Here is a 26,024-nt window from a genome sequence, read left to right as displayed (position 1 = left end):
AATTAATCATTCTTATCCAATGTATTCAAGAACTGTTCCAAAGAATATTCGTCAGGTATCAGAACTTCCCTGGCCTTGCTCCCTTCAAATGGTCCGACAATATGAGCGGACTCCAGTTGATCAATAATGCGGCCTGCCCTGTTATACCCTAATTTCAACTTTCGCTGGATTAAAGAGGTAGAACCTTGCTGATGCATCACAATCAGCCTTGCAGCTTCTTCAAACATAGGATCGCGGTCGGAAGCATCAAAGTCTTTTGCCGCAGAATCCGCGTTCTCATCCAGGTATTCTGGCAGCATCCAGGCAGAGGGGTATCCGCGCTGTGAACCGATAAATTCAGACACTTTTTCGACCTCCGGAGTATCCACAAAGGCACATTGTATCCTGATCAGGTCACTTCCGGTGGATAAAAGCATGTCACCGCGGCCTATCAACTGATCAGCACCACCACTGTCAAGGATAGTTCTTGAGTCAATTTTAGAGAGTACTCTGAATGCCAGACGGGCAGGGAAATTCGCTTTGATTGTTCCGGTAATAATGTTTACTGATGGACGCTGCGTTGCAATTACAAGGTGGATACCCACCGCACGGGCCAATTGCGCGATCCTCGCAATCGGTGTCTCAACTTCCTTACCAGCCGTCATCATCAGATCGGCAAACTCATCAATGATCAAAACGATAAAAGGCAAAAAACGATGGCCTTCATTAGGATTAAGCTTCCTGCTGATAAATTTCTGATTATACTCCTTCAGATTGCGTACATGTCCATTTTTCAGCAGGTCATAACGCAGATCCATTTCAATACACAAAGAATTTAAGGTGGTGATCACTTTTTTGGTATCAGTTATGATCGCATCTGCTTCGCCCGGCAATTTGGCAAGGAAATGCCTTTCGATCTTCCTGAAGAGGGTTAATTCAACTTTTTTGGGATCGACCAGCACAAACTTTAATTGTGATGGGTGTTTTTTATAGAGTAATGAGATCAATATTGCATTGATACCAACCGATTTCCCCTGTCCGGTAGCACCGGCGACCAGCAAATGTGGCATTTTTGACAGATCGGCAATATAAACCTCATTTGAAATCGTTTTCCCAAGGGCAATAGGCAAATCCATTGTCGTATTCTGGAACTTCTCTGTTGCAAGTACCGAACGCATCGATACCATTTCAGGGTTCTGATTCGGAACCTCAATACCAATTGTCCCCTTTCCGGGCATTGGGGCAATAATACGGATACCCAGTGCTGCAAGGCTGAGGGCAATATCGTCTTCCAGGTTTTTAATCTTCGAGATCCTGACACCCGGAGCAGGAATGATCTCATACAGGGTCACGGTCGGACCGATCGTTGCCTTAATCTTATCGATCTCTATATTATAATGGTTAAGAGTCTCAACTATTTTATTCTTATTGGCTTCAAGTTCTTCAGAATTAACTGCAATTTTATTGGAACCATGATTTTCGAGAAGATCTAATGTCGGGTACTTATAGCTTGACAGGTCCAGAGTTGGATCATACATCCCGAACTGCTCAACAAGCTCAGTCGATTTCTTCTCCTCCTCTGTTTTCTCGATAATAAGCGGTGGTGATTCATTCAGTTCATTGGATACTGCCTGGGAGGTTTCGAAAGGTACATTTTTCGCCGGACTAAGAACTACAGGTCTATGTTCCTCAGGTTCAGTCCGCTCAGGAATTTCAATTGGCGGCAGATTCTGACTTAGCTTTTGGGTATTTCCGTTGCTTATTTCCTGTCCGGGGCGATTTGGTAAATTAAATTCTACAGGGGGATACAAAACCTCATCCTCCAGTTCAACTTCATCGCTGGTTTCTGGGACAATATATTTAGGTTTAGCACTACGCTCGGGCAGTTTAAAATCGATGTTATAAGCAATGATCAAAACACTTAAACCTGCAAATGCCAGCAAACCGGCCGTACCGGCATCTCCAATCTGGGCTTGAAGCAAGCGATTGGTCCAGAACCCGAACTCACCTTCCAAAAAATGAGGGTAGTCACTGATGAAAGCATGAAAAAATGCCAGACTCAGGGAAGTAAAAATCAACAGAAAAAAGGAATAAGCAAGCGTTTTTGATATGGATAAAACCTTGATTTTAAATAACATACGGTATCCAATAATAAAAAAGACAGCGATAAACAGGAAGGAGGCGACACCAAACCACTCATATATGAACTGATGGGATAAGAGGGCACCTAATTTACCAAGCCAATTTTGAACTGCGGGTTGGTTAAGTCCCATTTCCGTCAATTCCTGCTGGGTTTTCATCAAATTACTCCAGCCGCCATTGGCATCGATCACATAACTTTGATCATCCTGCCATGTAAAAAGATAGGAAGTAAAGGCCACCATGAAATAAAGTGAAACAATCAGAAAAAACAGGCCGATAATCTTTATTGCCCGGTCGTCATTCAATTTGAACTTCGGCAGATCCTCTGTCGTTTCTTTCGGAACCCGCTGCCTGGAGGAAGGCTTTGACTTTGGCTCGTCGCGAAAAGAATTGGTATTCCTGAATTGGTTTCCTTTTAATAAGGGCATTCGAACTTTTGTTAAATATTGACAAATATAATGTTATAAAGAATATCTGAGATAGCCTAAATCTGCTGCATTTTTTATTTAATTTTCTTATTATTGATAAACAGATGTTTAGTTCATTTAATACCTTATAAAATGGATCAGGATTTATTGGAGGAATACATTGCAACAGGCAATGCGATCGAATTATATGCACTGTTAAACTCTAATCCGAAACTTGCCATTCAAAAAACAAGTCAGCAGATTTCCCCTTTATTGCTCTGTTGTTATTACAAAAAGCCTGAATTGGCTGATATTATCCTCAAACATGTTCCTGAAATCAGCATTTTTGAGGCTGCTGCCTTAGGGAAGAACGATCATATTACAAAGCTTGTCGCAGAAAATCCTGGTCTGGTTCATGAATTTTCTGATGATGGATTTACCCCCCTTAGTCTGGCTGCCTATTTTGGAAACGAAGATGTGATTAGAGCACTGCTTCTGGCTGGTGCTGATCCAAATATCCCTTCAAAAAACGGGTTTAGTGTATACCCTATCCACTCTGCTGTGGCTTCAAATTATACCATGATTGCAAAAATGCTGCTTGAAGCCGGTGCTGATATCAATGTGGTACAAAAATCGGGAGCAACCCCCCTTCATTCAGCCGCCCATAACGGCAACATCGAACTTCTCATTGTATTACTGGAGGCCGGTGCTATTGTTGATGCTAAAATGGAAGACGGTAAAACTGCTGCCGACAAAGCTCATGAAAAGGGTTTTATTGAAATTGCAAAGATTCTTTCCTGACAGCAATCTTTTTTCTTTCCTTAAAACAACCAAACGGATTTTATTTGCGTAGGTACTTAAAACTAAACAAATAACTTATGAAAAAGTCCCTACTCATTGGTTCCATTAAGTCAATTTCACTTATTTTGCTGTCTGTAATTGCACTTTCAGGCTGCAAAAAAGATGAAGCCGAGGAACCTGTCAGCCTGATTAAAAAGGCTAACGTTACATTAAGTGGTGCTCAGGAAGTTCCCGCAGTAAATACTACAGGGACAGGCACCGCGGAGATCTCTTACGATCCGACAATGAAAATGATCACTTACAAAATTACCTGGCAATTAGGAAATGCGTCTGCAACAACAACAAACATGCATTTTCATGGTTCTGATACCGGCAGTGATACGGTCAGTTCTGGTGTTGCCATCGGTATCACCGGGTTTTCAACAGGCAGCAGCGGCACATTGAGTGGAATGACAGTCGCCCTTACCGATGCTCAGGAGGCCCAGTTACTGGCCGGAAAATGGTATGTAAATATTCACAGTTCAACCGTAGGATCTGGGGAATTAAGAGGGAATATTAAGTTTTAGTGAATATTGACACCAAGGGCTTGATCCAATGTCACCCCGGACTTGATCCGGGGTCAAAAATCCCAAACACTACTTGCCCTGATCCGCTTGATATAATGCCTCACATCCAAAACAATGGCGGCAAAAATATAGAATATCAGGGGAAAGCCAACGGCCAGAAATGAAGAGTAAATAAAAAATAGACGGATCTTGGAAATGGATATATTAAACCGCTCTCCCAGATAGGTACATACCCCAAACGAACGTTTTTCAAAAAATGTAAGAAACTGCTGAAACATTTTACTTGTTCAAAAATTTGATTCCAATCCCGCAAGATAAGCATTTCTTTTGATCACAATATGATTTTTTTAATTGTATAAGTGCCTGGCTTAAAGCAGAGTTACAGGAATTTACCCCAATCTTATTAAATCTTCTGATAATTGCATTTCGTTCAGGCTTGAGGCTTTCAAGCAGCATAATACCTCTTTCCCTGTGAATTTCACTTCCCGTTCTGACACCAAATGCGAACAAAAATACTGAAATTGTATTAATCAGAATATTATTAATGGTCTCTTCTCCGATAGATAAAGCAGAATATTTACATTCCTGATCAAAGCGATAATGTGTGTTCCAGTACTCATTCAAGCTAAGCTTATTAAATCTTGCAGCGATTAAACCAATCTCCTTTTCTTCAATTATTTTAGAGAAAAGATGGTTTGAACGGATAATCAGAGCCGCAAACTGAGCGAGCCGTAGTGATGGGAAATTACGGGGTCTTAAACGCATGTATTTCCATAAATACCTATCCAATGGCTTCATTTCATGCTTTTTACACAAAAAGCGATATTCCTTTCTGAGTAATTGCGGATATTGATCTTTTGGTTTAGTATTCAGAAAGCCTGCTTGTCCGAAGATAAGGGCCTCAATCTGAAATGGATGGTCTTTATATCGGGCAAGTAAAGACTGAGGCAGGGACCGGGCGAGCATCTCAAAGGGCAAGGCATTGGTTTTAAAGCCGAAATTCCTGGCAAGCATGATATAAAAGGCATCGTCCCAGCTGCCCTTCAGCTCAGTAAGCAGCAGATCTATCAGTTCGCTTTTTGCCTCCAGACGCTCTATCAGAACCCTTGTAAGACAAGTATTTATATATAGCTCATCCACAAATTTTATTTTCTTTTCACAGGGAATCCAGTTCAATCCGGACATTAGTTCCTCATAATTTTGAGCAATATGTTCAGGAATCAGGTTGCCGATCTCCAAAACAGTGATTTCTGTTCCATCAGTCCTGAAAATGCTTTGGTCATGATGAGCCACCACATGCAAAATTACATTGTCATAGGACCGGTCGAGCTGATGCTGATGCCGGTACCAATCGGAAGAATTAATATGTATCTCAACGTTGCCGGCCCATAAAGTATCTCCGATCCGGATTTTTGCATTGGAGAAATCAGGGCCCGCATGGTGGTTATGCTGGCCAGGCCGGATAATCTCCAGGCTTTCGCCTGTGGTGCTTTTAAGATCCGGCACATGATAAAGCCGGAATTGCCAGATATAATGCAGCAAATCTTCATTCTGAATCATGCTTTAATTTGCCGAAAATAATTCCGGCACTAAAAAAATATGATTAAACGGTATTAAAGATTGTTTAAACGGTTGGTTAAAGAAATAGGTGACTTATCTAAATTATCTGGATTAAGATTATTAGGATTTTAGGATGGGTAGGATTTTATAAATCATAGTAATCAAGGCAATCACCTTAATCCTAAAATCCTTGAATCCTTAAATCCTAATTCTGACAATGAGTTGCATATTCCCAAATTAAAACCCAATACCCTCCAGCAATATTTCCATCTCAGATTGAAGTTTCTTCGCTTCATCCCTTGCCCGTTCGGCGAAATCCTGACCTGATGAAGCATAAATTATTGATCTTGAGGAATTTACAAGCAATCCACAGCTTTTAGATAAACCATATTTACATACATCCTTTAAGCTTCCCCCCTGCGCTCCCACTCCGGGAACCAGTAGAAAGTGATCAGGTGCATATTTGCGGATATTTAAAAATTCTTCCCCACGGGTGGCACCTACTACATACATCATGCGCTCGTTTCCCGCCCAGGTATTTGCTCGTTGAATCACATTTTCAAACAAACGACCGTTTCCGGTTTCTATAAACTGAAAGTCCTTTCCGCCTTCATTGGATGTCAATGCCAACAAAATGACCCATTTATCCTGAAATTCAAGGAATGGTTTTACTGAATCACTTCCCATATAAGGTGCAATAGTGATTGCATCAAAATTCATCCCTGAAGATTCGGGGTCAAAAAATGCTTTGGCATACATGGAAGATGTGTTTCCAATATCACCCCGTTTCGCATCTATGATCCCCAGGCAGGTACCAGGTATATGTTTAGAGGTCCCGATTAAACTTTGCCAGCCAGGCACTCCTCTGCTTTCATAGAATGCACTGTTTGGCTTATAGGCGACGCAAAGATCATGTGTGGCTTCAATGATCTGCTTATTAAATTCCAGAACAGGATCATCATAGTCAAGTAAAAACTTTGGTATGAGTGTTATATCGGTATCCAGACCAATACAAAGGAAAGATTTCTTAATTTTTATCTGTTCAATTAACTGCTCTCTATTCATTATTTTCTGCGAAATTTGAGCGAAATTACTTAAAGATGAGCTCAGCGCATTAAAAAAAAAATTAAAATTTTGTTTTATTACATTTTATTGCATAGAATTGTGTCATAATCTCATTTTATCCCTGAATTCAGGAAATCACAAAGTTCTCTCAAATCATTTCTTTTGCTAGAATACATGTGTCGTCTATTTCCAGGATAAATATATTGAACTAAAATCCCAAAATATATAAACCAAATTTAATGCTGGATAGTAATAAATTGAACGATAAGCTCGTTTCTGAGCTGCGTGAAATTGCTCAAACCCTCGGTGTTCAGGATACTGATACCTTACGTAAACAGGATCTGATATCCAAGATTCTTCAATTTGCAGAACCCTCCCCTGCTTCTGAAACTGAGGAATCAGTTTCTGTGGGTGCTGAAACAGCAGATTCATCTGAATCAGGTGCGAGGCCCCGGAAACGGCTTCGCAGCACAAAACCTGTTGCTGAAAGTAAACAACACAAGGAAGTGCCCCTGGATAACACCCGCACTTTTGATTTTCCGGAGGATGATGAAATACCGGCAATAGATCCGGTTCAAAATGTAAATGATTCGGAAATCCCCGTTGAAGCAGTGGAAGTAAAACCTGCAGATCAGCCAGAGCCAAGAAAATTTGAACGCAGGCAAAACCAAAATCAAAATCCAAGAACACAGGAAGCACCTGTAATCAATTTGGATTTTGATAATGTTATTGTCAATGAAGGGATTTTAGAGATTATGCCTGATGGCTATGGCTTTTTAAGGTCATCAGATTATAACTACCTGTCATCACCTGATGATATTTACGTTTCCCAATCACAAATAAAGCTTTTCGGACTTAAAACAGGGGATACTGTGAGAGGCAGCATCCGACCACCAAAAGAAGGTGAAAAATATTTTCCCTTAGTCAGGGTTGAAGCCATTAACGGCCGTATTCCGGCAGAGGTCCGCGACAGGGTGCCATTCGATTATCTTACCCCATTATTTCCAACTGAAAAACTAAACCTGTTCGTAGATACCGCAAATCACTCCACCCGCATCATCGATTTATTTACCCCCATAGGTAAAGGACAACGTGGACTCATAGTAGCGCAACCTAAAACCGGTAAAACCATGCTCCTTAAGGACGTGGCTAATGCCATTGCTAAAAACCATCCTGAGGTTTATCTGATTATTTTACTGATCGATGAACGTCCGGAAGAGGTGACCGATATGGCCAGAAGTGTTCGGGCTGAGGTAGTTTCTTCTACCTTCGACGAACCAGCGGAACGCCATGTTAAGATCGCTAACATCGTACTTGAAAAAGCGAAGCGTATGGTTGAATGCGGACATGATGTGGTTATCCTGCTCGATTCCATTACCCGTCTGGCAAGGGCATACAATACTGTTGCACCTGCCTCGGGTAAAATATTATCCGGTGGAGTGGATGCCAATGCTTTACATAAACCAAAGCGCTTTTTTGGGGCAGCAAGAAATATAGAGGATGGAGGTTCTTTAACTATCCTTGCAACGGCTCTTACTGAGACCGGTTCAAAAATGGACGAAGTAATCTTTGAAGAGTTTAAAGGAACAGGTAATATGGAACTACAGTTAGATAGAAAACTATCTAACAAGCGTATTTTCCCTGCAATAGACCTGACCGCTTCGAGTACACGTCGTGATGATTTGCTACTTGATAAAGATACACTACAAAGGATATGGATCTTGCGTAATCACCTTGCCGACATGAATTCTCAGGAATCGATGGAGTTTTTACAATCACAAATGCGTGGTACTAAAACAAATGAGGAATTCCTGATATCAATGAACTCCTGATCTGAAAATATCTTGTTCATACTTTTGGATTAAACGCATCGGGTTGAACTCAACTAATTTCTGATGAAGAAGCATATTCCAAATTTTGTAACTTGTCTGAATCTGTTCAGCGGCTGCATGGGGATTGTTTTTGCCTTTCAGGGAAATCTGATCTGGGCATCCTATGCAATAGTAATTGCAGCAATTTTTGATTTTTTTGACGGCATGCTGGCCAGACTATTAAATGCCTATTCAGAGATCGGTAAGGAATTGGATTCACTTGCCGATATGGTGAGTTTCGGGGTTTTACCGGCAGTAATTGTCTACCATTTATTTGCCATTTCTCCGCAGCCAGAATTTGGAGGCACATGGTTAAGCTTTTCGGCTTTCATCATTACTGTCTTTTCAGCTTTAAGACTGGCAAAATTTAATTTAGACACCCGGCAATCCGAGAATTTCATCGGCCTTCCTACTCCGGCAAATGCACTATTAATTGCTTCTTTCCCTCTGATTATTGCTGAAAACAACCCGTTTTTTGCTGATTTTATCCTAAATCAATGGTTTCTGATGATATTCAGCCTGTCCATGAGCTTGCTGCTGATCGCAGAAGTTCCATTAATTTCCCTGAAATTTAAATCATTAAAGTTTAAGGATAACTTGCTTCGTTATATTCTGATTTTTTCTTCAATACTACTTCTATGGTTTTTAAAATTTGAAGCAGTTCCGATAATTATTATAATATATTTTCTAATATCCTTGATTCAGTTCAGATCGTCAGGCAAAAATCTATCTCAGAAATATTAGTCTTAAACTCTATTGGAATAATATTAAGTAGGATTCTGTAGACTGGCTTTTACTTCATCTAATTGTTTGTATAGCTCCACAGACATTTCCTTCAGTATTTGAAATGCAGGGGATATTGTCCCAAGATTCTTAATATCGCGGGCATTCTGCTCAATTTCGGCCATTTTTTCCCTTGCGGAGTCGACCCCCATAAATGCCAGGGTTGGCTTAATTTTATGCGCTATATCGGCCACTTTGGTCCAGTTTTCTTCTGCAATAAATTGCTCAAGCTGCTCAAAATAATCGGGGGTTTGATTAAGGAACAGATCAATCATGTCAATTATAAATTCATCGCTGCCACTAGCAACATCTTTTAGGTATGATAAATCAACCTTGAAACCGGAATTATCCATTTTTAATCTTTAAGCTATAGTTAACATTACTTTATCTAAGATAACTTTTTTACAAATAAATCATCAGACAATGCATGTAGCAATTCCTGAATATTTTTATTTAACAGGGGATGAATAAATTCAGGAGCAATCTCACATAATGGCATCAGGCAAAACCGTCTGACTGCTAAGTAAGGATGAGGGATACTCAATTCGGGTTCATTAATTACCTGATCCCCATAAAGCAAAATATCGATATCAATAACTCTGGAGCCCCATTTTTCAAGTCGCTTACGACCCAAATCAGCCTCTATACCCAGTATTCCTGACAATAAATCCTGCGGTTTAAGGTTTGTCTTAAGTTCAATAACCTGATTTAAAAAGTCAGGCTGATCCTGCTTTCCCCATGAGGCCGTTTGATAGAGCGATGAACTCTTCACGATGGTTCCCAGCTTTGTCCCTATTTCAGAAATAGCCGTTGAGATATATTTTCTCCTGTTACCAAGATTACTTCCAAGTAATAAATAGGTGATATGCATCTAATTAGGTAATTCCATGTAACAATTTGCCAAATACTGAATCTGTAAATTAGTATACTTGCATAGATAATATATTTGTTTCTGAATATGAAAGAGTTTTTCAAATTTGTTTTTGCCTCCATGATAGGATTCATCTTGTCATTTTTCTTTGTTTTCATCCTACTCATTGCTTTGATTGTAGGTATGATTTCATCCGCAGGTGGAGATGGTAAGGTGAGTCCAACTTCTAACAGCATTATGCATGTCAGTCTGGACTACCCGATTAAAGAACGGACTGATAAGAATCCATTTTCTGAATTTAGTCTGATGGGATTTGACAATAAAAAAAGAATAGGGCTTAACGAGATACTGCTGGGCCTGAAAGAGGCAAAGGAAGACAATCATATTGAAGGCATTTATCTGGATGTATCGTCCTTATCCGCAGGTTTTGCAACAATTGAAGAGATCAGAAATGCTTTGATTGATTTCAAAAAGAGCGGAAAATTCATCTTAGCTTATAGTGAGGTTTATACTCAGGGGGCATATTACCTGGCTTCTGTAGCCGATAAAGTTTACCTGAACCCTGAAGGCATGATCGATTTCAGAGGCCTAAGTTCAGAACTTTTGTTTTTTAAGGGTTCACTAGAAAAACTTGAAATTGAAGCACAGATCATTAAAGTTGGAACCTATAAGAGCGCTGTTGAACCATTCATTCTCGATAAAATGAGTGAGCCAAACCGGCAGCAGGTAACATCGTTTTTGGGATCAATGTATGATCACTTCCTTACTGAAATATCGAAAAGCAGAAAAATTCCAAAAAGTACACTTTTTTCTCTCGCAGACAGCGCCAAGGTCAGAAATCCAAAAGATGCCCTGGTATACAAGATGATTGATGGCCTTAAATACAAAGATGAGGTTCTTGAAGAACTAAAAACGCGTACCGGAACCGCCAAGAAAAAAGACCTGAAATCGGTAAGTATTGAAGAATATGCTCCAGCTCCAAATGAAAAGAAAGCACCATCCTCTGATCGTATTGCCCTTATTTATGCCAATGGAGATATTATCAGTGGAGAAGGAAATGATGAATCTATTGGTTCCGATAGAATTTCAAGGGCTATCCGAAAAGCCCGCATGGATGATAAAGTTAAGGCTATTGTACTCAGGGTAAACTCTCCCGGAGGCAGTGCCCTGGCTTCGGATGTTATTTGGCGTGAAATGGTTCTGACTAAAAAAACGAAACCTGTTATTGTTTCTATGGGTGATGTTGCAGCCTCCGGTGGTTATTATATTGCCTGTGCAGCTGATTCAATTTTTGCACAGCCCAATACAATTACAGGCTCAATTGGGGTTTTTGGTATCATTCCCAATATGCAGAATTTCTTTAAAAACAAGTTGGGAATCACTTTTGACGGCGTTAAAACCGGCAAATTTGCTGATCTTGGTACAGTAAGCCGCCCTATGACAGACGCAGAGAAAATGATTATTCAGCAGGAAGTAAATAAAGTTTACAGTACTTTCACACAGAAGGTGGCTGATGGCCGTAAAAAATCACAGGCTTATATTGATAGTATCGGACAGGGAAGAGTATGGAGTGGTACTGAAGCTTTGCAAAATGGCCTGGTTGACCGACTTGGAAATATAGATGACGCTATAGCTTCGGCAGCAAGAAAAGCGAACTTAAAAGATTTCAAGCTCGTCAGCTATCCTGACCAGGTTGACCCTCTCAAATCGCTTTTTGAAAATACCGGTGATAAAATCAAGACCTATTTTATGAAGCAGGAATTAGGTGATCAGTATATTTATTATGAGCAAATGAAGGCAGCGATTAAGCTTTCCGGGGTTCAGGCTCGTATACCCTATAATATACAGGTGAAATAAATCTATCGAAAACAAAATCTCTTTAAAAAATATCAAACCCTTCCCTTTTCAGGGAAGGGTTGTTTATTTTTGAGCTAATAGCTTTATGGAAAACAAAACAATTGCCCGGACTTTAAGACTTTTAAGTCAATTGATGGAACTTCATGATGAAAATCCCTTCAAGGTCAGATCAATAGCAAATGCCGCGTTTAAAGTTGATAAACTTCCTTATCCCATAGCAGACAAAACACTGGATGAAATAGAACAGGTTGATGGTCTTGGTAAAAGTATTGCATCCAAAATTTGGGAGCTCGTACATTCAAACGCCATAGCGGATCTCTCTGATCTGCTGATGCGAACCACACCCGGAATAGTGGAAATGATGAAAATCAAAGGTCTTGGGCCCAAAAAAATCAGGGTAATCTGGAAGGATCTTGGAATTGAAAACGTTGGGGAATTGTATTATGCCTGTAATGAAAATCGCCTGATTGAAGCAAAGGGATTCGGACTCAAGACTCAGGAAGAAATAAAGAAAAGCATCGAATTTATAATGGCCAGTAGTGGCCGCTTTCTCTATGCACAGGTTGAAAGTATTGCTGAAGCTATCCTGGAACGGTTAATATCAGAAATTCAACCTGAATTCGCTTTCCTGACAGGACAATACCGCAGAAAATCTGAGATCATTGATAGCATTGACCTTCTATTGGTAAAAGAACTTGATAATATCAGCTTAAATAAACTTGAAAGCTGGAATTTTAAAGGCCTGGAAGTTATTAACAATCAAATAATTGCTGAGACCGAACAGGGCATCAAAATTAAATTAAATTTTGTGAAAAATGCTGAGCTGGGATGGGAATTAATCTCCAAAACCGGGAATGAGGAGCATGTGGAAACTCTGAAAGCAATGCTCCAGGGAGCTGATTGGGTCGGTAAGTCAGAATCGCAAATCTATGAACTGGCCGGGCTCCCCTTCATCGAACCGGAATTACGGGAAGGGAATAATGAATTTAAACTTGCAGAAGCCAATTCCTTACCTCAACTTATCCAATATTCCGACCTTCGTGGAAGCCTGCATAACCATAGTACCTGGAGTGATGGAATCCATACATTGGAGGAAATGGCTCTGTTCTGTAAAAATGACTTAAAACTGCAATATTTTGGGATTTGTGATCACTCGAAATCGGCTTTTTATGCCAATGGTTTGAATGAAACCAGAATTGCGGCACAACAACGGGAAATTGACGAACTAAATAAAAAACTTTCTCCGTTCAGGATATTTAAAGGGATTGAATCTGATATATTATATGATGGTTCCCTGGATTATTCAAATGAGGTTCTGTCCAGCTTCGATTTTGTAGTCGCATCCATACATTCCATTTTAAATATGAATGAGGAAAAGGCTACTGAGCGATTAATAAAAGCGATTGAAAACCCCTATACTACAATTCTGGGGCATCCTACCGGCAGATTGCTGCTCAGCCGAAGCGGGTATCCAATTGACCATAAAAAGGTTATCGATGCCTGCGCTGAAAATCAGGTAATCATTGAAATCAATGCCAATCCACTCAGACTCGATCTGGACTGGAGATGGCATCAATACGCAATTTCAAAAGGTGTACTTTTGTCGATAAATCCTGATGCTCACCGTAAGGAAGGGTTTCATGACATGAAATACGGGACTCTTGTTGCAAGAAAGGGGGGGCTAGCCAAAGAAAACTGTCTGAATGCAATGACTCTTGATCAGATCAGTATTCTGTTTGAACAGAAAAAAAAGAAACAGCAGCTTTGAAAGACAAAAAACTGAAAATACTGATCATCCGCTTTAGTTCAATTGGGGATATTGTACTCACCAGTCCGGTTGTGAGATGCCTGAAAGAGCAGTTGGCAGGGCTTGAGCTGCATTATTTAACTAAAAAGTCATATGAAACTGTATTAGCAGGCAATCCACACCTTGATAAAATCCATTACCTTGAAAATTCCCTGTCAGATTGTATATCAGAACTAAAAAATGAACACTTTGACTATATAATTGATCTGCATCATAACCTGAGGACATTATGGATCAAGACCAAATTGGGTGTAAGTTCAAGCTCTTTTGATAAATTAAACCGTCAAAAGTGGCTTTTAGTCAATTTTAAAATGAATGCCCTCCCCCCTGTTCATATTGTTGACCGATATCTTCAAACCGTCGAATTTCTAGGTGTAAAGAACGATTCCAAAGGACTTGATTATTTTTTTCTGAAGAACTATGACCTGAATGAACTTCTACCAGCTTCACACCAGAAGTTTATAGCAATTGTAATAGGTGCCCAGCATGCAACAAAACGGCTGCCGGTGGAAAAATTGATTGAACTATGCAGCAAGATCAAAGGACCTTTAGTGTTACTTGGAGGGCCTGAAGACAAAGATCGTGCTGAAGAAATTACACATGCGGCAGGCCTTCTGGTATTTAATGGCTGTGGCAGGTTTAAACTTGACGAATCTGCATTTCTTATCAGCCATGCTGAGAAAGTTATAAGCCATGATACCGGACTGATGCATATTGCAGCGGCCTTCAACAAGCCAATTGTATCTGTTTGGGGCAATACAGTACCTGAATTTGGAATGTATCCATACAAAACAGATCATTCATGCATCATTCAGGTAGATAATTTAAGCTGCCGTCCATGCTCAAAAATTGGATTTAACACTTGCCCAAAAGTGCATTTTAACTGCATGAATCTTATCGATTTAAATCAAATTATCAAAGAATGCAATGCCTAAACAATTACTGATTATTCGACACGCAAAAGCAGAAGAAGCCGACTTTAAAAAACCGGATTTTAAAAGAGCCTTGAGTAACCGCGGTGAAAGAAATGCTCATGAAATGGCTGAAAGACTAAAAGGAAAAAATTTACACCCTCAAAAATTGTACAGCAGTCCGGCATTGCGCGCTATTTCAACTGCCCGGTATTTTGCCGACGTATTTGGAATAGCACATTCAGAAATTATAAAGGATGAGGTATTATACGATGCACTTACCAATACCCTGCTCGATTCTATTAACAAAATAGATGATCAGGCAGATTTTGTGGCCATATTTGGCCATAATCCGTCAATAACTGATCTCGTCAATAGACTCTGCGGAGTAGATATTTACAATATTCCAACCTGTGGAATGGCTTTGATGCTATTCCCTTTTGACAATTGGAACATGATAAGCAAAGGTACCGGGGAATTGATTCTCTATGATTATCCGAAAAATGAGCATTAAGTCATTTTATAAACCTTACCGGGTAATGAAATGATACTGCCCTGCATTTCCATACCCAGAATGATCATGACCAGCCTGCTTTGCTGAAAACCGCTTAAACTAGCGAGATCATCGATTCCAAGACTTCCATTGGCATAAAGTATATCTGCAATGATCCGTTCATCATCTGTCAGGTTGATTGGCAGACTAAGCTGAGGTTTTAGAGTTAAAACCTGATCTCTGGTCCATCCCATTAGGTATTCCAAATCGGCTACTTTGGTCATCAGGTTTGCTCTGTTTGTCTTAATCAGGAAATTACATCCCTGACTAAACTCGTCATTAACCCTTCCCGGGTAGGCAAATACATCCCTGTTATAGGAATTGGCCAGTTCGGCGGTAATTAAAGCCCCTCCTTTGATGTTTGCCTCTACTACAATGGTCAGGTCGGACAAACCGGCGATGATCCGATTTCGTTTAGGAAAATTCTCCCGGTCGGGAATTGTACCCGACATAAATTCCGTAATCAGTCCACCGCAATCCAGTATCTTTTCGGCCATTCCCCGGTGTTGTGCCGGATAAATACGATCCAGACCATGTGCAAGAACTGCCACATTCGGAATTTCATTTTTAAGGGCTTCTTTATGTGCAGCCCCATCAATACCGTAAGCCAGTCCGCTAATAATCAATGGCTTATGAACCTTCAGATCCTCTATCAGCGTTCTGCAAATTTCTTTTCCATAATCTGTTGCATTTCTGGTACCTACAATACTGACTACCTTGCCGGCATTCAGATCTGTGCTTCCTTTAAAATATACTATTATGGGCGCATCTGCACAATTTTTAAGCCGTTTCGGGTAAGCATCATCCGTAAGAAACAGAGCTTTTATTTTAAATTTTTCGATAAATTTGATTTCCTGTTCAGCCCGTTTTAAAGCAGTATGTTCTTTTAAAAACTCCAAAGTTTTTGGCCCTACCCCCTGAACATGAGCTAGATGCCTGGTTTTTGCTTTAAACACTTCTTCGGCATCGCCGCAATAACTAAGCAGATTTCTGGCAAGTACCGAGCCGATACCCGGGATACAGGATAATGCCAACTGATGTAGCAATGACATATTTTAAGAATTTTAACGAAATAAGATAATCAGAACAAACAAAAGATGGGACATTTGGGGATGCCGCATTTAGTCAATATAAATACTAATCTTATTGCGGAATATAAACCACAAATTTAGTATCAAAATAATCTTCTTTAAAATACTTTGAAAGAGGTATAAGCTCTGTTTTTAAACCTGATTCTTTAATTTCCTCAGTCAGATCACCACCCTTCAGGTACAATATACCATTTTGAAGAGTGTTCATCGACTTTTTTTCAAATTTTCCTTTCACCCAGGGATAAAATTCAGAAAGCCGGGTTACAGCTCTGGAAACCACAAAATGGAATTTCTCATCAATCTGCTCAGCCCGGGCATGACTTGCCCGTACATTCGTCAACCCACATCCTGAAGCAACCTCCTGCACTACTTTTATCTTCTTCCCAATGGAATCGACCAGATGAAAATCGGTTTCTGGAAACATGATAGCCAGAGGTATCCCCGGAAATCCCCCACCGGTACCTACATCAAGCACTTTTTCACCAGGCAGAAATGAGATCAGCTTTGCAATAGCCAATGAGTGAAGGATATGATGAAGATATAGCATATCGATATCCTTCCTTGAAATCAAATTGATTCTGGCATTCCAGAAACGATAGAGCTCATCCAGTTCGGCGAACTGCTCCATTTGCTTCGGACTCAGGTCTGGAAAATAGTGTAATATGATATCAGAAGTCACTTCTCAAATTTTTCTTCCTACGGTTCATAATATTCGACATCAGATCCCGGGCACGGAAAAGCTGAGCTTTTACGGTACCCAAAGGCAGATCGAGCTGCTGAGCAATTTCTTCGTAGGATTGTTCATCATAATACCTCAATGTAATCAGGGTTCTGTACCTTTGAGGTAACTGATCCACAATACTCTTCAGTTTCTCACTTTCCTGCTTTTTAATTGATGTTTGTTCGGGATTTAAGCTATCAGATGCAATCTGCAATTGCTTCTCATCTTTATCATCCTCAGATAGGGTTTGCAGTGAAACCACATTTAGTCTTTTCTTTCGGATGAAATCAATACAATTATTGGTTGCTATCCGGAACAGCCAGGTACTGAAAGCAAAATCAGGCTTATACTTCTCAATGTTCTCAAATGCCTTTCCGAAAGTTTCGACTGTCAGATCCATTGCATCATCTTTATTATTAACCATTTTAATGGCCATAAAGTAAATGGAATCCTTATAGCGCTGCATTAACTCCGCATAGGCCTTCTGATCACCATCCTTTGCCCTAATGACGAGCAAAAAATCGTTCCTGGCATTTGCCGAAAAGTTTGGATTCATTTCCATTCAATCTTCTTCCTGAATAAGGCTAAAAAGTTTAATAGCACTATAAACATGTAATAAATGAAATCAAATACCGGTACCCACCAAATTAAATCAATATACTTTAATTTCTTTAAAACAGGAACATAAACCAGTATTTGAATAAATAACCTGATTGCATAAAATGCAGCAATAATCCACCAATCGACCTTAAGTATGATTAAAACAATCAGAAATACATAAAACAGAAAACCTGAGAGCACCTGTAATGTCAACATTTTTTTATGACTGCTTTTGTATGCTTTACCAGCTCCCTGATGACGAAACTTTTGAGAAAAATAGCTCGAGAGCGATTCTTTGGGTTCAGACCAGATGTGAGAATCACAATCTATTTCAATCCGGGTGTTTGTACTGGTCGCATTTTGGTTTACAAAAAGATCATCATCCCCGGATAAAATATGCATATGTGATGCAAAACCCTTACCCTTAAAAAATAAGGATTTCTTATAGGCCATATTTCTTCCCACTCCCATATATGGATCGCCTTTCAGAGCATAGGAAAGATAATTAAGGGCGTTAATAAATGTTTCATACCGGATAAAGCGATTCAGCAGGCTCCCCTTAAATTCATAAGGTGAGTAAGCCAATACAATTTCAGTATGCTCATCAAAATTTCGCTGAATACATTTGAGCCATTGATTTGTTGCTGGTCTGCAATCTGCATCGGTAAAGACCAGATTTTCATTTTTCGCTGCCTTTATACCAAGTGTTACAGCAAACTTCTTTCCGTGCTTAAAACGGGGATGATCGTTAATGGTAACAACCTTCAGATTTTTATGCTGCAGGGACAGGTCACGTAAAAACCAGTCGGAGCCGTCATTTGAACAATCATTGACAATAACGATCTCAAAATCAGGATAATCCTGTTCAAGAAATGGCAGGAGATGCTGCTTTAAATTCTCCAGCTCATTTTTAGCGCAGATAATCACAGAAATGGGCTCCAAAATCTGGTTATGTCCTTCATAACCTTTATAAACAGCTAATTTTCTATGAATTGCAAGCGTATAATATAACTGCAGGATCAAACAAATAAACAGGGCAATTGAAAATGAAATAACTAAATAATCCACGCGTTACTATGAGCTTTAAACAGAGGTAAATTTCTCATTTTTCAGCTAACTATTGTCATTTTTTAATAAATAAAAGAAATAAAGGGGCCATATTTCAGGCTCTCCCCGGCTACAGTTTATATTTTGCTATTTTTGCGGCTCATATTTTTCAATTGAATGAAATTTAAATTACAGGCATCAGATAAATCTACAAAAGCACGGGCAGGTGAAATTAGTACAGCGCACGGTACCATCAAAACCCCCATATTTATGCCTGTAGGCACTGCAGGTTCGGTTAAAGCAGTGCACCAACATGAACTTTCGGAAGATATCAAAGCCCAGATCATCCTTGGCAATACCTATCATTTATATCTCAGGCCGGGTTTGGAAACCCTCAAACTTGCCGGCGGCTTACATAAATTTAATGGATGGGATAAACCCCTGCTGACTGATAGTGGTGGTTATCAGGTCTATTCCCTGTCGGGAGTACGTAAAATCAAGGAGGAAGGTGTGACCTTCCGCTCACATATCGATGGTTCAAAGCATCTTTTTACCCCAGAATCGGTAATGGATACCCAAAGGGTTATTGGAGCAGATATAATTATGGCCTTTGATGAATGCACACCTTATCCCTGCGAATATGGCTATGCCCGTCGATCGATGGAAATGACACATCGATGGCTGAAGCGATGCTGCGAGCGGTTTGATACGACAGAAGCCCATTATGGATTTGATCAAACCTTATTTCCTATTGTTCAGGGATCAGTGTATAAAGATCTTCGAAAACAATCTGCAGAGGTTATTGCTTCTTTTGAAAGAGAAGGAAATGCAATCGGCGGACTTTCGGTGGGAGAACCTGCTGAAGAAATGTATGAAATGACCGATATTGTCACCGATATTCTTCCAAAAGACAAGCCACGCTATCTGATGGGTGTAGGAACGCCTGTAAATATCCTCGAAAATATCGCCTTGGGAATCGATATGTTCGACTGTGTCATGCCAACCCGAAATGCTAGAAATGGGATGTTATTTACCAAAAACGGTATCATTAATATCCGAAATGAACGCTGGAAGAATGATTTCTCCCCCCTTGAAGAAGATAGTGATCTTTTTGCCGACAGAAATTATTCAAAGGCGTACCTTAGACATCTGGCTCATTCAAAAGAGATACTTGGTGCTCAGATCGCAACTTTACATAACCTGCACTTTTACTTATGGCTGGTGAATGAAGCCCGTGAGAAAATTATAGCCGGTGATTTTTACGATTGGAAAAACAAAATGGTCGTTCAATTAGCACAGCGCTTATAGAAATAAAATATGATCGGAATTATCGACAGGTACATCATAAAAAAATATCTGGGGACATTTGCCTTTACCCTGACAATTTTCACTGTGATTATTGTAATTTTTGATTTTTCCGAAAAGCTGGATGACTTTTTAAGACATCAGGCACCGATGAAAGAGATTATTTTTAGTTATTATGCCGGTTTTATCCCATTTTATCTCAATTTTCTCTCACCCTTAATAAATTTCATTGCGGTTATTTTCTTTACGGCTAAAATGGCAGATCAAACCGAAATTGTGCCGATACTTAGTAGTGGAGTCAGTTTTAAACGATTTTTATGGCCTTATCTGATCTCATCCTCAATCATTTTTTTTGTTACTCTGATCTTTAATCTCTTTATCATTCCTGAAACCAACCGGCTGAAGATCGACTTTGAGAATGTTTATGTAAATCCGAAATCAGATAATTCAAAGATGTATACCCATATGCAAATTGATAAAAATACGCTGGTGTACATTGAAAATTTCGACAATAATTTAAAAACCGGTTATAAATTCACACTCGAAAAATTTTCAGGGCAGGATTTAAAAGAGAAGTTGGTTGCCGACAGGATCAGTTGGGATTCAGTGAAAACAAAATGGAAAATTGAAAACTATTCCATCCGAAAAATCGATGGTTTAAAAGAGAGCATGTCAGCCGGTTTACAAATGGATACCACACTGGATATGCGACCGAAAGATTTTGAGATTTATGATAATATATACCAGGCAATGGATATGGGAGAGTTAAATGATCGTATTGAGAAGGAAGAAATACGTGGCACCGGGGTAATGGCCGATTTAAAACTTGAAAAATACCAGCGTTATGTGTATCCCTTATCGGCCTTCGTTTTAACCTTAATGGGTGTATCACTCTCCTCACGTAAAGTGCGGGGCGGTGTTGGTCTTCCGCTTGGAATAGGTATTTTTTTAAGCTTCACCTATATTTTATTCATCAGATTCTCAAGTATGTTCGCCTTAAAAGGCGGATTACCCCCTCTAATTGCCGTATTGATCCCCAATATAGTTTTTGGAATTCTGGGCATCTATTTATTGATGAAAGCCCCAAAATAAGCGATCATGCCTTCTCTTAAACCTGAGATTAGTAAAAACCTGATCATCCTTCACATCACTGTATTTGTATGGGGATTTACCGGCATTCTGGGTGCTTTGATCTCAATTGACGCCGCCCATCTGGTATGGTACAGAGTTCTCATCGCCTTTATCAGCTTATACGGCTATTTATATTTTAAGAAAATCTCTATCCGGATATCAAAAGAAACATTTATCAAATTGTTCTTTACAGGGGCAATTGTGGCGGCGCACTGGATTCTTTTCTTTCAATCCATCAAACTTTCCACCGTTTCAGTAGCACTGGTGAGTCTTTCTTCCCTTACCTTATTCACGGCGATATTAGAACCCCTTTTAAAAAGACAAAAAATATCTGGCCTTGAAATATTTACCGGATTGATGATCATCTCCGGAATCTATATGATATTCAAGTTTGAATCCCAGTACTCTGCAGGAATTATCAGTGGCCTGTTAAGCGCCCTATGTGCTAGTATTTTCTCAATTATAAATTCGAAACAAATCCAAAATCGTCCTGCACCCATTATAAGCTTCTATGAGCTCATCGGAGCCTGGGTATGGGTTTCTATCTATTTATTAATTTCAGAGGGCCTGAAGGCTCCTGTTAGCCTCAATCCTTCAGATCTGTTCTTTTTGTTAATACTTGGAACCGTTTGTACCTCTGTGGCCTACGTTGCCGGGGTGGCTGTTATGAAAGAATTGTCTGCTTTCAGGGTGGCTCTTATTACAAATCTGGAACCAGTTTATGGCATTATTCTGGCTTTTATGTTCTTTGGAAAGAGGGAACAAATGACGCTGGGATTTTATGCCGGAGCCATAATTGTTCTCGGTACAATCTTCCTTTATCCTTATTTAAAAAACATAAAAAGAAGGCCAATTTCCAAAACCCCCATCGGGTAGGGGAGGAGTTTTTTACACTAAGTCCATTTTAAATACCAGCTCATAACAAAGAAAAAAAGAGTGCCGTTGAGCTTCAGTATTGGGAGAATTCAAGCCCAGTTTTCCTGCTTGTGCACAGAATAGTGTAATGCAAATTTGCAAGGAAATATAGGCCAATATAATTCCTTTCAGAGTGGAGTTGGAAAGCGAAAAGAAAACTTTATAATGAGCCAAAAGAAGCCGCTCACAAACCAGCTGATTCAGCTGATTCATTTAAGAAAGATGGTGCTTGTTCCTGCCTTTTAAAATGGGTTCTGAACAGGCTAATTGTAATCCGTTTGCCCTATCTGAATTTCTGGAATTATAAAGGCACATTGGAAGAAAACCCGAAAGACAGCAATTATCGTAATTCAATTTTGTAGAACTATCTGATTACTTTTCGATCGGGAAATCAGTATCTTTTCAATGGTTTAAAAATCTTTTGAAGAAGGCAGTTTTTACACTAAATTCTATATTTTTTATAAAGAGCAATTAAAACTATATAAATTATAAATAATTAATAATCAATAATATATATGTTAATTTTTAACAATTAGTTTAAATGAAAATTTATTTTCAGGAATTGGAAAACTAATTTATTTAGTAAATGAGAAAATAGATGAATATATCAATATTTAATAACCTGTATATCAGTATATTTACAACATTTATATTATGTTTTAATACAGTATTGGTTTTGGGACAGATTTTTGATGCCGAACAGAACCCCCCAGGTATAAAATGGATGCAGATCCGGACTGATAATTTTCAGATCCTTTACTCAGAAGAGCTGGAAAATGAAGCTCAGAGAATGTCAAATACCCTTGAACATCTGATAAGCGGGGTCAGCAAATCCCTGAATAAAAGACCCCGGCCCATAACTATAATCCTGCAAAATCAGGGTGTTATTTCCAATGGTTTTGTACAGCTTGCACCCCGGCGGTCTGAGTTCTACACTACCCCACCCCAGAACCTCGACTTCCAGGATTGGCTCGATGGCGTGGCAATCCATGAACTCAGACATGTGGTACAATTTGATAAACTAAGCGGCGGACTGAAGGCTCCTTTTTTTGAAGAGTTAGCACTTGCAATTTTCGGAATCAGCCTCCCGCCCTGGTTCTATGAAGGGGATGCTGTTGGTATCGAAACAGCCCTTAGCCATGCGGGTCGCGGAAGGCTTCCCGACTGGGAGCTAATTTTCAGAACAAATACACTAAGTACCCATCCCTACTCCTACTCCAAGAATTATTTTGGTTCACTCAGGGACCTGACACCGGGTTATTATCAGTTAGGTTATTTTATGACCACTAAACTAAAAAGGGACTATGGCAAAGATATAATCGACAGCATCATGACTAGGATTAAGCGAAATCCTTTACGGCCTTACAGCCTTAGTAATTCGATTAAAAAATTCACCGGACTTAACAGCAAGATGCTTCATGATTCAAGCATTGCTGAATTGAAGTCACTTTGGGAAAAACAATCCCTGGGCCTGTTTCCCTTAAAATATGCTGCAATTAACAAGAGAAAAGATTCAATACCTGCCGACTACCTCTTACCGGTCAGCACTTCCACTGATGAAATAATTGCCCTCCGGCAAAATTTGACTCATACACCTGCCCTAATCCTCATCGATTCTGAAGGCAGGGAGCGCACACTTCGTAGAATCGGATTTCAAACTGAATATAATTTCAGGTATGCTGCCGGAAAAATTGTCTGGGATGAGTTCAGAATTGACAAGCGGTATAGAAAACGCTCTTACAATGTGATCAATATTTTTGATTTAGAGCATGGTCAGGTTAAACAACTCACTCACAAAAGTCGCCTATTCTCGCCCAGCCTCTCGGCAGATGCAAAAACGATTGTGGCCGTAAGAATCAGTACATCAAACCGGTTCTCATTAATTGAGCTGGATGCTGAAAATGGTAGTCTTCTCAGGGAATATCCGGTTAAGGAAGGCTTCAGCTTGCAGCATCCATCATACAATGAGCAGGGTGATAAAATAATTTCAGTTGTGATGAGTAAAGATGGGGCTGCCCTAATGGAATTCGGACGGCTTGATGGAAATTATAAGATCATCACATCCTTTCAGAGGCAGCAGATTGCACGTCCGGTTTATGCCAACAATAACATCCTGTTCAGGGCGCATTATAAGGGTCTGAACAATATTTACTGCCTTACGCCTGAACATGAGATCATACCTCTTACTTCAGCTCCGTACGGAGCCACAAATCCATCCTATGACAAGAGTAAAAACAGGGTACTGTTCAATAACTATCAGCTTAAGGGATATGATATAGTCAGCATACCCTTGGATCTGCAAACTAAGAACCGGGAAACCATTGACAGTTTTATTGATTATGCATCCCCACTGGTCATTCAGGAGTCAAACGCCAACATTCTCGACTCCATACCGCAAAAAAAATATCCAGCCAAATCCTACAATGAATTTAATAACCTGCTCAATTTCCATAGTTTATCTCCGATTGCCAAAAACAGCGAGATTGGTGATGAGCTGAGCATTGGCCTAAAGTTCAAATCGAACAATCAACTGAATACCCTTGATCTGTATGGAGGCTATCAGTATAATTCCGGACTAAGGAAAAGTGAATATCTGGCCGGATTAAGTTATAAACGCTTCTATCCTATTCTGGATATCACTTATTCAAACAGGGCAAATTTGATCTATTCCCGGCAAAATAATCGTTTGGTTCCGGTAAGCTGGCGCGAGAACATTACCGAAGCTGAACTGAGTATCCCATTTGCCTTTAATCGCCTTAATAAGAGCTACAGCATGGGTATCCGAAGTTCAAGCAGCTTCACCTCCAGGTATGAGGTTCAGAACAAACCCAGTAATTTTATTGAAAAGCTGAAATTTCCGATGAAATATCAGCTATACTTAAGCCGGAATACCCAACGCAGTGCCAGGGATCTTGCACCAGCCTGGGGTCAAAATTTTTCATTATCCTATTTTCATCTTCCCTTTCAGCATGTACAAAAAGGCAGCCTGCTATCATTCAGGAGTATATTTTATACTCCCGGCCTCTTAAGCAACCATTCTTTTCAGGCAAGTTTCAATTATCAGGAAAACAGCGGGGCTTATGATTTTAGTATAGAAATTCCAAGAATCAGCGGATACAGAAATTTAAGTCTGACTACTCAACTCAGAAATACATTACTCCTTGATTATCGGTTTCCGTTATTCTATCCTGATGCGGAGTTAGGCCCGATTGCTTATATTAAAAGACTGAAAGGCGGTTTCTTTGCTGATTTTGAGAATATCGGAAAAGGCGCCCCTCTCCAGCCACGCACTTTCGGACTCGAATTAAGTACGGATATGAACCTCATGAGGTTCATGCTACCAAATTTTGAACTTGCCGGTAAACTGATCTTTGCCAGGGAGAAAGCACTCAAAAAACCGATCTTAGAAATTGGTTTTTTATATGATTTCTAGGGATTTTGCATGTAAACTATTAGGAATAGGGTCAATTATTCCTTTATGGCTTTTGTTTAATGAAAAATTCAGAGCTAAATTTCAGGGATCAGAGATTAATTTCAATATTAACAATGGAATTCCGATATTCGGATTAATAAATTACTCTCAATATGACCTTCAAAACCATTTTTATAATCGTCGTTTCGGTACTTGTGACCATCATACTGATGAATAATACCGACGAGGTAAACTTTTGGATTTTCGGCAATGCCCGCTTACCCAAACTGGCAGTCCTGGGGGTAATGTTTGGCCTGGGCCTGATTATAGGATTTATGGCTGGAAGACCAAGAAATAAAATTCTAACTAATTCTTCAAATACAACAGAACCACTTGATAAAGACCAGCCTTATATCAAAGGTGATCATGATCCACTGAGCGATGAGGATCGTGACTATATCAGGTAGTCTATATTCTGTTATTTTATTTCTGCTCCTCAAATTCCATTAAGGATCAATTCTCTATTACACTTACCATTTTCATAATTAGGGAATGTAACAAATACGTTTTGCATTTTTTTTTTTGCAGTCGACAAACAAATAAATCGCCTGTTTCATTTGAATTTCGAT

General features: G+C 39.6%; 23 protein-coding genes. 13 read left to right on the top strand and 10 right to left on the bottom strand.

What is annotated here, in order from left to right:
- Nucleotides 1-2 precede the first annotated feature (2 nt).
- Nucleotides 3-2,549 (bottom strand): DNA translocase FtsK, encoded by a 2,547-nt coding sequence (locus tag Q8S11_RS08625; RefSeq protein ID WP_305661685.1) that lies wholly within the window; start codon nt 2,547-2,549, stop codon nt 3-5.
- 132 nt (nt 2,550-2,681) lie between these two features.
- Here Q8S11_RS08625 and Q8S11_RS08620 point away from each other — a divergent pair, with 132 nt between their 5' ends.
- Both Q8S11_RS08620 and Q8S11_RS08615 read left to right on the top strand, forming a co-directional pair.
- Nucleotides 2,682-3,329 carry an ankyrin repeat domain-containing protein gene (locus Q8S11_RS08620; protein ID WP_305661684.1) on the top strand — a complete coding sequence of 216 codons (648 nt, stop codon included), beginning with the start codon at nt 2,682-2,684 and terminating at the stop codon, nt 3,327-3,329.
- Nucleotides 3,330-3,406: 77 nt separating this feature from the next.
- A complete protein-coding gene (locus Q8S11_RS08615) occupies nt 3,407-3,895 on the top strand; it encodes a CHRD domain-containing protein (RefSeq protein WP_305661683.1) in 489 nt (162 codons plus the stop codon).
- Between the two features lie 53 nt (nt 3,896-3,948).
- On the opposite strand, the gene Q8S11_RS08610 is transcribed toward Q8S11_RS08615, so the two are convergent.
- The 3 genes from Q8S11_RS08610 to pyrF form a co-directional block, all read right to left on the bottom strand.
- Entirely contained in the window at nt 3,949-4,173 is a 225-nt protein-coding gene (locus tag Q8S11_RS08610) for a PspC domain-containing protein (RefSeq protein WP_305661682.1), read from the bottom strand.
- A gap of 1 nt (nt 4,174) precedes the next feature.
- On the bottom strand, nt 4,175-5,455 hold the full coding sequence (locus tag Q8S11_RS08605; RefSeq protein WP_305661681.1) for a DUF2851 family protein: 1,281 nt from the start codon (nt 5,453-5,455) through the stop codon (nt 4,175-4,177).
- A gap of 237 nt (nt 5,456-5,692) precedes the next feature.
- Nucleotides 5,693-6,520 (bottom strand): orotidine-5'-phosphate decarboxylase, encoded by an 828-nt coding sequence (gene pyrF / locus Q8S11_RS08600; RefSeq protein ID WP_305661680.1) that lies wholly within the window; start codon nt 6,518-6,520, stop codon nt 5,693-5,695.
- Between the two features lie 239 nt (nt 6,521-6,759).
- Here pyrF and rho point away from each other — a divergent pair, with 239 nt between their 5' ends.
- The gene (gene rho / locus Q8S11_RS08595) at nt 6,760-8,352 is read left to right on the top strand and encodes a transcription termination factor Rho (protein ID WP_371135142.1); all 1,593 of its coding nucleotides are present in this window, start codon (nt 6,760-6,762) and stop codon (nt 8,350-8,352) included.
- 63 nt (nt 8,353-8,415) lie between these two features.
- Nucleotides 8,416-9,135, top strand: coding sequence for a CDP-diacylglycerol--serine O-phosphatidyltransferase (gene pssA / locus Q8S11_RS08590; protein WP_305661679.1), 720 nt, complete (start codon nt 8,416-8,418; stop codon nt 9,133-9,135).
- A gap of 23 nt (nt 9,136-9,158) precedes the next feature.
- On the opposite strand, the gene Q8S11_RS08585 is transcribed toward pssA, so the two are convergent.
- Complete coding sequence (locus tag Q8S11_RS08585) at nt 9,159-9,527, bottom strand: Hpt domain-containing protein (protein ID WP_305661678.1); 369 nt, start codon at nt 9,525-9,527, stop codon at nt 9,159-9,161.
- Nucleotides 9,528-9,562: 35 nt separating this feature from the next.
- Nucleotides 9,563-10,045, bottom strand: a complete 483-nt coding sequence (gene folK / locus Q8S11_RS08580; protein ID WP_305661677.1) for a 2-amino-4-hydroxy-6-hydroxymethyldihydropteridine diphosphokinase — start codon at nt 10,043-10,045, stop codon at nt 9,563-9,565.
- An 87-nt stretch (nt 10,046-10,132) separates the two neighbouring features.
- On the opposite strand from folK, the gene sppA reads away from it, so the two are divergent.
- From sppA to Q8S11_RS08560, 4 genes are all read left to right on the top strand, one after another.
- Entirely contained in the window at nt 10,133-11,902 is a 1,770-nt protein-coding gene (gene sppA, locus Q8S11_RS08575) for a signal peptide peptidase SppA (RefSeq protein WP_305661676.1), read from the top strand.
- A gap of 85 nt (nt 11,903-11,987) precedes the next feature.
- Nucleotides 11,988-13,670, top strand: a complete 1,683-nt coding sequence (locus tag Q8S11_RS08570; protein ID WP_305661675.1) for a DNA polymerase/3'-5' exonuclease PolX — start codon at nt 11,988-11,990, stop codon at nt 13,668-13,670.
- Entirely contained in the window at nt 13,667-14,644 is a 978-nt protein-coding gene (locus Q8S11_RS08565) for a glycosyltransferase family 9 protein (protein WP_305661674.1), read from the top strand. The genes Q8S11_RS08570 and Q8S11_RS08565 overlap by 4 nt, the downstream gene beginning before the upstream one ends.
- Nucleotides 14,637-15,134, top strand: coding sequence for a histidine phosphatase family protein (locus Q8S11_RS08560; protein ID WP_305661673.1), 498 nt, complete (start codon nt 14,637-14,639; stop codon nt 15,132-15,134). The genes Q8S11_RS08565 and Q8S11_RS08560 overlap by 8 nt, the downstream gene beginning before the upstream one ends.
- Here the strand turns inward: Q8S11_RS08560 and dprA are convergent.
- The 4 genes from dprA to Q8S11_RS08540 form a co-directional block, all read right to left on the bottom strand.
- The gene (dprA, locus tag Q8S11_RS08555; RefSeq protein ID WP_305661672.1) at nt 15,131-16,225 is read right to left on the bottom strand and encodes a DNA-processing protein DprA; all 1,095 of its coding nucleotides are present in this window, start codon (nt 16,223-16,225) and stop codon (nt 15,131-15,133) included. The genes Q8S11_RS08560 and dprA overlap by 4 nt on opposite strands.
- 91 nt (nt 16,226-16,316) lie before the next feature.
- Entirely contained in the window at nt 16,317-16,943 is a 627-nt protein-coding gene (rsmG, locus tag Q8S11_RS08550; protein WP_305661671.1) for a 16S rRNA (guanine(527)-N(7))-methyltransferase RsmG, read from the bottom strand.
- Entirely contained in the window at nt 16,933-17,541 is a 609-nt protein-coding gene (locus tag Q8S11_RS08545; protein WP_305661670.1) for an RNA polymerase sigma factor, read from the bottom strand. Before Q8S11_RS08545 ends, rsmG begins: the two co-directional genes overlap by 11 nt.
- On the bottom strand, nt 17,538-18,653 hold the full coding sequence (locus Q8S11_RS08540) for a glycosyltransferase (protein WP_305661669.1): 1,116 nt from the start codon (nt 18,651-18,653) through the stop codon (nt 17,538-17,540). Before Q8S11_RS08540 ends, Q8S11_RS08545 begins: the two co-directional genes overlap by 4 nt.
- Nucleotides 18,654-18,809: 156 nt before the next feature.
- Between Q8S11_RS08540 and tgt the strand changes: the two genes are divergently transcribed.
- The 5 genes from tgt (at nt 18,810) to Q8S11_RS08515 (ending at nt 25,862) form a co-directional block, all read left to right on the top strand.
- Nucleotides 18,810-19,940 carry a tRNA guanosine(34) transglycosylase Tgt gene (tgt, locus tag Q8S11_RS08535; RefSeq protein WP_305661668.1) on the top strand — a complete coding sequence of 377 codons (1,131 nt, stop codon included), beginning with the start codon at nt 18,810-18,812 and terminating at the stop codon, nt 19,938-19,940.
- Nucleotides 19,941-19,949: 9 nt separating this feature from the next.
- A complete protein-coding gene (locus Q8S11_RS08530; RefSeq protein WP_305661667.1) occupies nt 19,950-21,029 on the top strand; it encodes an LptF/LptG family permease in 1,080 nt (359 codons plus the stop codon).
- A 6-nt stretch (nt 21,030-21,035) separates the two neighbouring features.
- Nucleotides 21,036-21,944, top strand: coding sequence for a DMT family transporter (locus Q8S11_RS08525; protein ID WP_305661666.1), 909 nt, complete (start codon nt 21,036-21,038; stop codon nt 21,942-21,944).
- A gap of 637 nt (nt 21,945-22,581) precedes the next feature.
- Complete coding sequence (locus Q8S11_RS08520; RefSeq protein WP_305661665.1) at nt 22,582-25,416, top strand: hypothetical protein; 2,835 nt, start codon at nt 22,582-22,584, stop codon at nt 25,414-25,416.
- Between the two features lie 152 nt (nt 25,417-25,568).
- Complete coding sequence (locus Q8S11_RS08515; protein ID WP_305661664.1) at nt 25,569-25,862, top strand: hypothetical protein; 294 nt, start codon at nt 25,569-25,571, stop codon at nt 25,860-25,862.
- The last annotated feature ends 162 nt before the right edge of the window (nt 25,863-26,024 follow it).

Origin of the sequence: Daejeonella sp., assembly GCF_030695525.1 — a bacterium.
GTDB lineage: Bacteria > Bacteroidota > Bacteroidia > Sphingobacteriales > Sphingobacteriaceae > Daejeonella.
The sequence above is the reverse complement of the archived record's forward strand: the minus strand, read 5'-3'. Positions and strand labels throughout refer to the sequence as shown.